Origin of the sequence: Orrella dioscoreae (assembly GCF_900089455.2) — a bacterium.
In the GTDB taxonomy this organism is placed as follows: Bacteria; Pseudomonadota; Gammaproteobacteria; order Burkholderiales; family Burkholderiaceae_B; genus Orrella; species Orrella dioscoreae.
In genome coordinates this window covers 1,670,637-1,681,904 of record NZ_LT907988.1, presented here as the reverse complement: position 1 = coordinate 1,681,904, position 11,268 = coordinate 1,670,637, and the positions used below count along the sequence as shown (strand labels likewise).

12 protein-coding genes are annotated in these 11,268 nt (G+C 67.0%); all 12 read right to left on the bottom strand.

The features are described from left to right. Nucleotides 1–27: 27 nt before the first annotated feature. Nucleotides 28–756 carry a CoA pyrophosphatase gene (locus ODI_RS07840; protein WP_067759591.1) on the bottom strand — a complete coding sequence of 243 codons (729 nt, stop codon included), beginning with the start codon at nt 754–756 and terminating at the stop codon, nt 28–30. A gap of 108 nt (nt 757–864) precedes the next feature. Continuing rightward, a complete protein-coding gene (rplS, locus tag ODI_RS07835) occupies nt 865–1,254 on the bottom strand; it encodes a 50S ribosomal protein L19 (protein WP_067759593.1) in 390 nt (129 codons plus the stop codon). A gap of 231 nt (nt 1,255–1,485) precedes the next feature. Continuing rightward, complete coding sequence (locus tag ODI_RS07830) at nt 1,486–1,827, bottom strand: hypothetical protein (RefSeq protein ID WP_082985519.1); 342 nt, start codon at nt 1,825–1,827, stop codon at nt 1,486–1,488. A 12-nt stretch (nt 1,828–1,839) separates the two neighbouring features. Next, nucleotides 1,840–3,078 carry a PA0069 family radical SAM protein gene (locus ODI_RS07825; protein WP_074046860.1) on the bottom strand — a complete coding sequence of 413 codons (1,239 nt, stop codon included), beginning with the start codon at nt 3,076–3,078 and terminating at the stop codon, nt 1,840–1,842. Nucleotides 3,079–3,175: 97 nt separating this feature from the next. Continuing rightward, a complete protein-coding gene (locus ODI_RS07820; RefSeq protein ID WP_067759596.1) occupies nt 3,176–4,486 on the bottom strand; it encodes a sulfate adenylyltransferase subunit 1 in 1,311 nt (436 codons plus the stop codon). Next, the gene (cysD, locus tag ODI_RS07815; protein WP_067759598.1) at nt 4,486–5,394 is read right to left on the bottom strand and encodes a sulfate adenylyltransferase subunit CysD; all 909 of its coding nucleotides are present in this window, start codon (nt 5,392–5,394) and stop codon (nt 4,486–4,488) included. Before cysD ends, ODI_RS07820 begins: the two co-directional genes overlap by 1 nt. Before the next feature lie 36 nt (nt 5,395–5,430). Next, nucleotides 5,431–6,201, bottom strand: a complete 771-nt coding sequence (locus ODI_RS07810) for a phosphoadenylyl-sulfate reductase (protein WP_098020871.1) — start codon at nt 6,199–6,201, stop codon at nt 5,431–5,433. A 41-nt stretch (nt 6,202–6,242) separates the two neighbouring features. After that, nucleotides 6,243–7,316 (bottom strand): sulfate/molybdate ABC transporter ATP-binding protein, encoded by a 1,074-nt coding sequence (locus ODI_RS07805; RefSeq protein ID WP_067759600.1) that lies wholly within the window; start codon nt 7,314–7,316, stop codon nt 6,243–6,245. 16 nt (nt 7,317–7,332) lie between these two features. Next, a complete protein-coding gene (cysW, locus tag ODI_RS07800; RefSeq protein WP_067759603.1) occupies nt 7,333–8,223 on the bottom strand; it encodes a sulfate ABC transporter permease subunit CysW in 891 nt (296 codons plus the stop codon). Nucleotides 8,224–8,341: 118 nt separating this feature from the next. Next, nucleotides 8,342–9,268 carry a sulfate ABC transporter permease subunit CysT gene (gene cysT / locus ODI_RS07795; protein ID WP_082985520.1) on the bottom strand — a complete coding sequence of 309 codons (927 nt, stop codon included), beginning with the start codon at nt 9,266–9,268 and terminating at the stop codon, nt 8,342–8,344. 18 nt (nt 9,269–9,286) lie between these two features. Next, nucleotides 9,287–10,306: a sulfate ABC transporter substrate-binding protein gene (locus tag ODI_RS07790; protein WP_067759605.1), complete on the bottom strand. Its 1,020-nt coding sequence runs from the start codon at nt 10,304–10,306 to the stop codon at nt 9,287–9,289. 285 nt (nt 10,307–10,591) lie between these two features. Next, nucleotides 10,592–11,233 (bottom strand): peroxiredoxin, encoded by a 642-nt coding sequence (locus tag ODI_RS07785; protein WP_067759607.1) that lies wholly within the window; start codon nt 11,231–11,233, stop codon nt 10,592–10,594. Nucleotides 11,234–11,268 lie beyond the last annotated feature (35 nt).

Here is an 11,268-nt window from a genome sequence, read left to right as displayed (position 1 = left end):
ACCGGCGATCCGCGGCCAAGGGGCGCCTCAGCCCGGATTGGCGCTACGCAGCAGGTGATAGAAATTTCGCAGCATCGCCGCGGTGGCGCCCCAGATGAAGCGGTCGTGCCAGGGCATCGAATAGAAATGCCGCGCCCGTCCATCGGGCAGCAATGCACGATGCAGGCGATGGTTGGCCGGATCCGCCAGGAAGGCCAGCGGCACCTCGAACACCTCGGCCACTTCGAAGGCGTCCGGCGCCAGCGTGAAACCAGGCCGCACCAGCCCCGTCACCGGCGTGACGGTAAAGCCGGTAGTGGTGTGGTAAGGCGGCAGGCTGCCCAGCACTTCGATGAAATCTCCGCCCAGGCCGGTCTCTTCCTGCGCCTCGCGCAATGCCGCAGCCACGGGACTGGCATCCCAGGTTTCGATGCGGCCGCCCGGGAAGCTGATCTGGCCGGCATGGTCGTGCAAATGCGCCGCGCGCTGCGTCAACATGACGCGCACGCCGTCCGGATAGGCCACCAGGGGAATCAGCACGGCCGCCTCGACCGGCGGACCGTCACGCCCGGGATAGCGCAGGTCCGCCTCGAAAGGCGGCTCGGGCGTCCATGACGGCGGCGCGGTCAGCACGCGCCGCAGGGACTCCGGCGTCAACAGCCGAGGATCGACGGGCGACAAGCCTTGCGAGGCCGCCTCCCACGGCTGGGCCACCGGATCGAAACTGAGCCGGGCGGCGGGACGCCGGGGGCGCGAAGAAGGGGTATCGGTCGCCATGACGCTGCACTGTACCAAGAATGACTTAGCCGGGCCGAAGAAAGACGCGGCATGAAAAAAGGGCACCCCGAGAGGTGCCCTTCTTTACCCTGCGTGGCGGTGAACCGCTTACGCTTGGGTGGCGGCCGGCGCCGACTTGCGCACCAGCTTTTCCTTGATGCGAGCCGACTTGCCCGAGCGATCGCGCAGGTAGTACAGCTTGGCGCGGCGGACGTCACCGCGGCGCTTCACTTCGATCGAGGCGATCTGGGGCGAGTACAGCTGGAACGTACGTTCGACGGCTTCACCCGAGGAGATCTTGCGGACGATGAACGCCGAGTTCAGGCCGCGGTTACGCTTGGCGATGACCACGCCTTCGTAGGCCTGGACGCGCTTGCGCGTGCCTTCGACGACGTTCACGTTGACGACGACGGTGTCGCCAGGCGCGAATTCGGTGACGGGCTTGCCGCCGGTCAGGCGAGCAATTTCTTCTTGCTCGATGGTTTGGATCAGGTTCATGAGAACTCCAGATTGATCATGCTCGGGCATCTGTTGGGATGACGCGCCTGGCTGTCAGCAGCACCGGAAATCCCGGCAAGTAGTGTGCTGCAGCTTCGCTGCGCCTGTTTGGGGTGTCTTGGCCTTTTCGGCCACCCACCGCCGTATCGCCCGGCAGAGGATACGTTGAACAGCCCCCGATTCTAGCCTGAAACGCCAATAATTGGCTAGCAGCTTGAAAAGAAAGCTGATTTAGAAGCCCGCGGCGTGGCCCAGCCACATCAGGGCGGGAATGATGCCCCCCCAGGCCAGCACCATGGCCACGTCGGCAATCATGGCCCCCCGGCTCAGGGTGACCGAGGCCGGGCCTGTGAGGCCAGCCAGCGTCGGCGCGGCCTGCTCCGCCTTCTGGGCGGGTTCGGCCTGGGGGCGCGGCGCGTCCGGCGCCGACGGCTGGAAGGGCCAGTTGCGCGGCGGCGTGCTGGCGCGCGGCCGGCTGGGCGCGGCGTGCCGGGACGGTGCGGGACGCAGGGAACGGGGATCGGCCAGGACCGGAGCGCTGCCATAGGCACTGCTGCAGGAAGGAATGAACATGACGGACTCGCTTCAAGTAGGGGTGGCGGCGCCGGCGGCGTGAGGCTGGCGATGAGAGGAAGAGACGGCGGGGCCGGACACGGCAAGGTCGGGCACGGAAAACAGGTCGAGCTGAGCGCTGGCCGCCCCTGCCGCGGACGGCTTCACGGCACGGGCGGGCGCCACGAAAGCCGAAGTGTCCAGATCGCCGAGGTCGCGCAGGTTCAGGCCGGCCTGGCGCACCGCCAGCGCAAAACGCTGGGCGATGAGATCGGCCCAGATGCCCGTGCCGCGCATGCGCACACCGAAGCGCGAATCGTTGCGGCGGCCCTCACGCAAGTCTTCGATGCGATGCAGGACTCGCTGGGCGCGATCGGGGAAATGGGTGTGTAGCCACTGTTCGAAGACATCCTTGACTTCATGGGGCAAGCGCAACACGGTATAGAACGCCTGCGACGCGCCCGCCTGGGCCGCGGCATGCAGGACCTGCTCGATCTGGTCGTCGTTGATGAAGGGAATGACGGGTGCCAGCGACACCCCGGCGGGCACGCCGGCATCGGCCAGCACGCGCAGCGTGCGCAGGCGGCGCCAGGGCGCGGAGGCACGGGGCTCCAGGGTGCGCGCCATGTCGGCATCGAGGGTGGGCAGGCTGAGATAGACCTGCACCAGGCGCCGCTGGGCCAGCGGCACCAGCAGGTCCAGGTCGCGCTCGACCAGCGCGTTCTTCGTGATGACGGACACCGGATGGCCGGTTTCCAGCATGAGCGCCAGGATGCCGCGCGACAGCTGCCACTGCCGCTCGATGGGCTGGTAGGCGTCGGTGGCCGAACTGAGGGTGATGGTTTTGGGCACGTAGCCCGGGCGCGACAGTTCGGCCCGCAAGGCCTCGACGGCGTTGGTCTTGGCGACCAGGCGGGTTTCGAAATCCAGGCCGGGAGAGTATCCGAGGTAGGCGTGGGTGGGCCGGGCGTAGCAATAGATGCAGCCGTGCTCGCAGCCCCGGTAAGGGTTGACGGCCTGCTCGAAGGGAAGATCGGGGGAGTCGTTGCGGGAGATCAGCCGGCGCGCCTGCTCGGCTTCGACCCGGGTAAGGGGAGCCGGGGGCAGTTCGTCCAGGGCAAGGGCGTGATCCAGGGCGTCCGGATCGGCCACGCGGCTGTCGCGCTGGTAGCGGTGCGATACGTTAGTCACCGCACCCCGGCCGCGCGAGGCGGCGGGGGCGGCAGCCGGGGACCCAGTACCGGCGGAAACAAAGGTATCGATAGCGACCATGAAAACCACTGTACAAAAAAACAGTGATTCACACAAGCTTCGTTACCGAATCCTTTTTACTCCTTTTTCCGCCGGCCCGGGTCCCCTCCTGTGCGGCTCAGGCCTGCGCCGGCAGGCGGATGAGTCCGGCCGCGGCAGTCTGGTTGCTGGCCTCGTCGATCAGGATGAAGGCGCCCGTGGCGGGTTGTTGCGTATACGCATCAACCGCCAGCGCGTCCCGGACGGCCAGCGTCACGCGGCCGATGTCGTTCATCTCGAGCGCCCCCGCCGCCTCGACTTCCTGCAGCTCATGGATGTCGCGACGACTGTGCACGGCGCGAATCTTGGCGCTGGTCAGGCGCGAGCCGTGCTTCAGCAGATACTTGCGCGCCGGATTCAGGGCACGGGCATCCAGCCAGCACAGCTCCGCCTCGAACTCGCGCAGCACCTGCGCGGGCGCCTCGGCATGCACCAGCAGGTCGCCGCGCGACAGGTCCACGTCACGGTCCAGCTCGACCGTCACCGCGTCGCCGGCCACCGCCGCATCAGCCTGGCCGGCCTGCGTGCGCAGGGACTTCACCACGGCCGGCACGCCCGACGGCTGCACCTGGACCGCATCCCCGACGCGCAGGCGGCCGCTGGCCACCTGGCCGGCATAGCCCCGGAAATCATCGATCTGGCTGCCGCCATGGCGGATCACCCACTGCACGGGCAGGCGCAACGGGCCGCCGGCGCGCGCGTCGTCCACCGGCAGGGATTCCAGCAACGCCAGCAACGGCGCCCCCGTGTACCAGGGCGTGCGCGCCGAGCGGCTGACCACGTTGTCGCCCGTCAGGGCCGACAAGGGCAGCACATAGTGCGTGGCGATACCCAGGCGCTGCGCCAGTTCGGCATAGGCATCGCGGATGCGCGTGTAGACGGCCTCGTCCCAATCGACCAGATCCATCTTGTTGATGGCCACGACGATGTGGCGGATGCCCAGCAGTTGCGCGATGGCGCTGTGCCGCTTGGTCTGCGCCAGCAGCTTGCCGTCCGCGGCGCGCGTGGCATCGATCAGGATGATGGCGGCATGGGCCGTCGAGGCGCCCGTCACCATGTTGCGCGTGTACTGCTCGTGCCCGGGCGCATCGGCCACGATGAACTTGCGCAGCGGCGTGGCGAAGTAGCGGTAGGCCACGTCGATGGTGATGCCCTGCTCGCGCTCGGCCTCCAGGCCGTCGGTCAGCAGCGACAGGTCCATCACGCCGCCCTGCGTGCGCTTGTGCTTGGCCCGCGAAATTGCGTCGAGCTGGTCGGCGAAGACGCCCTTGCTGTCGAACAGCAGGCGGCCGATGAGCGTGGACTTGCCGTCATCCACCGAACCGGCGGTGATGAGGCGCAGCACGCCGCGTTCGGCGCCCTGCAGGAAGGAATCGTTGACTGCGTTCATCAGAAATAGCCCTCTTTCTTGCGGCGCTCCATCGAGGCCTCGGACGTCTGGTCGTCCATGCGGGTCGCGCCGCGCTCGGTGATGTCGGTGACGGCGGTCTCGGCGATGATGGCGGCGGGATCCGCCGCGTCGGAAGCCACCGGGCAGGTGCAGGAGATGTCGCCCACGGTACGGAAGCGCACGGCCAGGGCCTCGACCGACTCACCCTCCTGCGGTGGCGTCAGGCGGGTGACAGGCACGAGCAGGCCCTTGCGGCGCACCACCTCGCGCTGATGCGTGTAATAGATCGAGGGCAGCGCCAGCTGCTCGCGCTGGATGTATTGCCACACGTCCAGCTCGGTCCAGTTCGAGATCGGGAAGACGCGCATGTTCTCGCCGGGATGCACGCGCGTGTTGTAAAGGTTCCAGAGCTCCGGGCGCTGGGACTTCGGATCCCACTGGCCGAACTCGTCGCGGAAGGAAAAGATGCGCTCCTTGGCGCGGGCCTTTTCCTCGTCGCGGCGGGCACCCCCGATGCAGGCGTCGAAGCCGAACTCCTCGATGGATTCGAGCAGCGTCACCGCCTGCGCGGCGTTGCGCGAATCGGTCTCGCGGCGCAGCACGACCGTGCCGCGGCGCATGGAATCCTCGACGCTGCGCACGATCAGTTCCTCGCCCAGTTCCGCCGCGCGCGCATCACGGAAGGCGATGACCTCGTCGAAATTGTGGCCGGTGTCGATGTGCATCAAGGGGAATGGGAAGCGGCCGGGGCGGAAGGCCTTCTCGGCCAGGCGCAGCAGCACGCAGGAATCCTTGCCGCCGGAGAACAGCAGCACCGGCCGCGCGCACTCGGCGGCGACCTCACGCAGGATATGAATCGCTTCCGATTCCAGCCAGTCCAGGTGGCTGCGGTTGGCGACGACACTCATGGGTAACCCCTCGGGAATAACGGATGAACTGAAGAACTAGAGCGACTGGCCGCGTGCGACGATGCGCACGGCTTGCGCCGGGGCGGCAGCGCCTGCCTTGTTGCCCGCATGCAGGCCGCACTCCTTGCTGTCGGCGGATTCCCACCACCAGCGCCCTGCCCGTGCGTCCTCGCCTGGGCGCACGGCGCGCGTACAGGGGTCGCAGCCGATGGACGGGTAGCCCTGGTCGTGCAGCGGGTTGTAGGGAATGCCAAGCGCGCGGATCACGGCCCAGACCTCGTCCTCGGTCCAGTCGGTCAGCGGATTGAACTTGTGCAGGCCGAACACCGGGTCATGTTCGGACTCGGCCAGCGCGCCGCGCGTCGCGGCCTGTTCACGGCGCTGTCCGGTGATCCAGGCACTGCGGCCAGCCAGCGCGCGGCGCAGCGGCTCGACCTTGCGGATGCCGCAACAGGCCTTGCGCAAATCGATGCTCTCGTAGAACGCGAAGGCGCCGTGCTCGCGCACATGCGCCTCGACCGCCGCGGCATCGGGACGGAACACCGTGATGGCGCGGCCATAGCGTTCGGCCACGACGTCCTGCATGCCCAGGGTCTCGGCATGCAGGCGGCCGGTGTCCAGCGAGAAGACCTCCAGCGGCAGGCCGCGCCCGAAGATGGCGTGGGTCAGCAGCATGTCTTCCGCTGCAAGCGATGAAGCCAGCGCGGCATCGGGATGCTGGCTGGCGATGTCATCCAGCCGCGCCGCCAGGGCCTGCCATTTGGCAGCCGTGGCGACGGGCAGATCAGGGTCAGGTGTCTGGTTCACTGCTGGCGGGCTCACTTAAAAACAGACGGAAAAGAGAAACGTCAGGCCTGGGGCGGCGGCGCGGCGAACACGCGTGCGTTGCGGGGTCGCGCCAGCAGCGCTTCGCCTTCGGTCACGTTCAGCGAACGGAACACGTCTTCCGGCACCTGCGCCTCGATCAACTGGCCCGTGTCCTGGCGCGACAGCTCCAGGAAGGCGCTGGGGCCGGCGAGGTAGGCATGGTTCAGGCGCACGGCGATGCCATCGCTGCCCGCGGCATAACGCGAGATGTCGAACTCGTGCGGGCGGACATAGGCCACGGCCTCGGCGTCATCCGCCCCCGAGAAGTCAGGCGCCGGCAGGCTGAAGGCGCCATCGCGCCAGGTGCCCGCGGCCGCGCGGCCCTTGAACTGGTTCACGTCGCCCAGGAAGCCATAGACGAACGGCGTGGCCGGGTTCTCCCAGACCTCGCGCGGGGTGCCCACCTGCTCGATGCGGCCGGCGTTCATCAGCACGACGCGATCCGCCACTTCCAATGCCTCTTCCTGGTCGTGGGTCACGAAGACGCTGGCCACGTGCAGGTCGTCGTGCAAGCGGCGCAGCCAGCGGCGCAGTTCCTTGCGCACCTTGGCATCCAGGGCGCCGAAAGGCTCGTCGAGCAGCAGCACGCGCGGCTCGACGGCGAGGGCGCGCGCCAGCGCGATGCGCTGGCGCTGGCCGCCGGACAACTGCGAGGGATAGCGGTCGGCCAGCCAGTCCAGCTGCACCAACTGCAGCAGTTCCGTCACCTTGCGGCGGATGACGTCTTCCGCCGGGCGCTGCGAACGGTGCTTCACGCGCAGGCCGAAAGCCACGTTCTCGAACACGGTCATGTGCTTGAAGAGCGCATAGTGCTGGAACACGAAGCCCACCTGGCGATGACGCACGTGCACGTCGGTGGCGTCCTCGCCGGCGAACCAGACGCGGCCGCTGTCAGGCTGCTCCAAACCCGCGATGATGCGCAGCAGCGTGGTCTTGCCACAGCCTGACGGCCCGAGCAGCGCGACCAGTTCACCAGTCTCGATGTGGAGGGAGATATCGTCCAGCGCACGGAAACTCCCGAAACGCTTGGACAGGCTGCTGACTTCGATGCTCATGGTTCAAAACTCCGTATCAGGCGGCGACGGGCTGCAGGGCGGCCGCTGGGCGCTCCAGCAGGGCGTCCGCGGCGATCGGCCGATGGTTCAGCCACTCGATCACGTTCTTGGCCGCCAGCGTCACCAAGGCCAGCAAGGCCAGCAGGGAAGCCACGGCAAAGGCCGCCGAGAACATGTATTCGTTGTAGAGGATTTCAACATGCAGGGTCATGGTGTTGGTCAGCCCCCGCACCTGGCCGGACACCACCGAGACCGCGCCGAACTCGCCCATGGCGCGCGCATTGGCCAGGATGGCGCCGTACAGCAGCCCCCACTTGATGTTGGGCAGCGTCACGCGCCAGAAGATCTGCCAGCCGTTGGCGCCCAGCGTCAGCGCGGCCAGTTCCTCGTCGCTGCCCTGCGCCTGCATGAGCGGAATGAGTTCGCGCGCGACGAAGGGAACCGTGACGAAGAGGGTCGCCAGGATGACGCCCGGCACCGCATAGACGATGCGCAGGTCGTTGGCCTTCAGCCACTCGCCGAACCAGCCTTGCGAGCCGAACAGCAGGATGAACACCAGGCCCGCCACCACCGGCGACACCGAGAACGGCAGGTCGATGAGGGTGATCAGGAACTGCTTGCCGCGGAAATTGAAGCGCGTGATGGCCCAGGCCGCGGCCAGGCCGAAGACCAGGTTCACCGGCAAGGCGATGGCAGCCACCAGCAGCGTCAGGCGGATCGCCGACACCGCATCGGGTTCGGTGATGGAAGCCAGATACAGCTCCCAGCCCCGCGCGAACGCCTGCACGAACACGGCGGCCAGGGGCACGACCAGGAACAGGCCGAGGAACCCCAGGCCTATCGTCAACAACAGGCCGCGTACCCAGCGCGGCTCGTTCAGGTGATCAGGACGATGGGCGGCGCTCATAGGGAAACCTCCGCCCTGCGGGCTGCGGTGCGAGCGCCTTCGGGCGGCCGGGCGGCGCTCATGGGGAAACCTCCGCCCTGCGGGCTGCGGCGAGCGCCTTCGGGCGGCCGGGCGGCGCTCATGCCGGCCTCCCCGCCGCGCGGCGCGTCTGCCACCACTGCAGGCCATTGACCAGGAGCAACAGCAGGAAGGAGATGGCGAGCATGACCGTCGCGATGGCGGCGGCGCCCGCGTAGTCGAACTGCTCGAGCTTGGAGATGATGAGCAAGGGCGCGATCTCGGAAATCATGGGCATGTTGCCCGCGATGAAGACCACCGAGCCGTACTCACCCACGGCGCGGGCGAAGGCCAGTGCGAAACCGGTCAGCAGCGCCGGATAGATGGTGGGCAACAGCACGCGGCGGAAGGTCTGCCAGCGGTTGGCGCCCAGGCTGGACGAGGCCTCTTCGATCTCGCGCTCGATGTCTTCCAGCACCGGCTGCACCGTGCGCACCACGAAAGGCAGCCCGATGAAGATCAGCGCGATGACGATGCCCAGCGGCGTGAACGCCACCTTCAGGCCGAACCAGCTTTCCAGCGGCGCACCCAGCCAGCCGTTGGAGGCGTACAGCGCGGTCAGCGCGATGCCGGCCACGGCGGTGGGCAATGCGAAGGGCAGGTCGACCAGGGCATCGACGAACTTCTTGCCCACGAACTCGTAACGCACCAGCACCCAGGCCACGACCAGCCCGAACACCAGGTTGACCAGCGCGGCGACGGCCGACGCGCCGAAGGTCAGCTTGAACGACGCGATGACGCGCGGCGCCGTCACGGCATCCCAGAAACCGCCCCACCCCAGCTCGGTGCTTTTCAAGGGCAGCGCAGCCAGCGGGATCAGGACGAGCAGGCCCAGGTAAAACAGGGTGAAGCCCATGGAGAGGCCGAAGCCGGGCAGGACGCCGTGGCGGGCGCGGCGGGTGGCCCGGCCGGGGCCGGCCGGCCCGGGCGGCGTCCGGCCCGCCGGGGCCGGGCCCGCGCCCAGCGGGGTGGTGGCAAGGGAGGTCATGGTCGCGGGGCCTCTCGCTTACTTGCCCTTGGGCTGGTAGATCTGGTCGAAGGTGCCGCCATCATTGAAATGGTCGGCCTGGGCCTTGCGCCAGCCACCGAATTCCTTGTCGATGGTCACCAGCTTCACTTCCGGGAACTGCTTGGCGTACTTCGCCGCCACGTCCTTGTTGGTGGGACGGTAGTAGTTCTTGGCGATGATTTCCTGCGCCTCGGGGGTGTACAGGAATTCCAGGTAGGCCTGGGCGGCGGCACGCGTGCCCTTCTTGTCGACGTTCTTGTCGACGATGGCCACGGGCGGCTCGGCCAGGATCGACAGCGACGGCACGACGATGTCGAACTTGTCCGGACCCAGCTCCTCCACCGACAGGAAGGCCTCGTTCTCCCAGGCCAGCAGCACGTCGCCCACGCCGCGCTCGACGAAGGTGATGGTCGAGCCGCGCGCGCCGGTGTCCAGCACGGGCACGTTCCGGAATATCTTGCGCACGAATTCCTTGGCTTTCTCGGCATCGCCGCCGCTGCGCTCGAGCTCGTAGGCCCAGGCCGCCAGATAGTTCCAGCGCGCACCGCCCGAGGTCTTCGGGTTGGGGGTGATGACCTGCACGCCTTCCTTGGTCAGGTCGTTCCAGTCCTTGATGCCCTTGGGATTGCCCTTGCGCACCAGGAAGACGATGGTCGAGGTATAGGGCGAGCTGTTCAGCGGCAGGCGGGCCTGCCAGTCCTTGGGCAGCAGGTCGCGATCGGCGATGGCGTCGATGTCGTAGGCCAGCGCCAGCGTCACCACGTCGGCATCCAGCCCGTCGATGACCGAACGCGCCTGGCGGCCCGAGCCACCGTGCGATTGGCGGATGGTCAGCGCGGTGCCGGCCTTTTCCTTGTATTGCTTGATGAAGACGTCGTCGATCTCGCGGTAGAGTTCACGCGTCGGATCGTAGGAGACGTTCAGCAGCGTCTGCGATTTCTGCTGGGCGCTGGCCGACAGCGGCACAGCAAGGGTAAATGCCAGGGCGGCGGCCAGGAAGCCAGCTTTGCGCAACATGAGTATTTCCTTTTGTAATCGACTATCGGGAAACACAGTGTGCGGGCCGCGCATCAGGAACGGAACGAATCAATCCTTGATAGTTCATCGCTGCACGTCATTAACAAAAATGAATCTATCGATATTCCGAACAAGCCGGAAAGGAAGGAATTCAAAAGAAAATCGCGAGGAGGACTCGGTCGCGATTGAGAGAAAACCGAAGAGCAGGGGTGCAGTGGAGCCGGCTCCGCCGGTCCACCAGCACCGCCCCCCTGGGGGGGAGGCGCGAAGCGCCTCGGGGGGGGACTATTTATCCGGCTGAGGCGTCACGCGCAGGTAGGGGCGCACGGCGGTGTAGCCCTTGGGGAACTTCTGCTTGATGACTTCCTCGTCCTTCAGCGACGGCACGATGATCACGTCGTCGCCGTCCTGCCAGTTCACCGGCGTGGCCACGCTGTGGCTGTCGGTGAGCTGCAGCGAATCGATGACGCGCAGGATCTCGTTGAAGTTGCGGCCCGTGCTGGCCGGATAGGTCAGCGTCAGGCGCACCTTCTTGGCCGGATCGATGATGAACACCGAACGCACCGTCAGCGTGGCGTTGGCATTGGGGTGGATCATGTCGTAGAGCTCGGACACCTTGCGGTCCGAGTCGGCCAGGATCGGGAAATTGACCGTGGTCGACTGGGTGTCGTTGATGTCGTCGATCCACTTGGTGTGCGAATCGGCGCTGTCGACCGACAGGGCCAGGACCTTGACGTTGCGCTTGGCGAATTCGTCGGCCAGCTTGGCGGTGTAGCCCAGCTCGGTGGTGCAGACCGGCGTGAAGTCGGCGGGGTGCGAGAACAGCACGCCCCACTTGTCACCCAGGAACTCGTGGAAACGGATGCGTCCGATGGAGGAATCCTGCTCGAAATCAGGGGCGGTATCGCCCAGCCTGAGAGTTGCCATAGTGCTTGCTCCTTCTGTTGACGCCGCGTGATGGC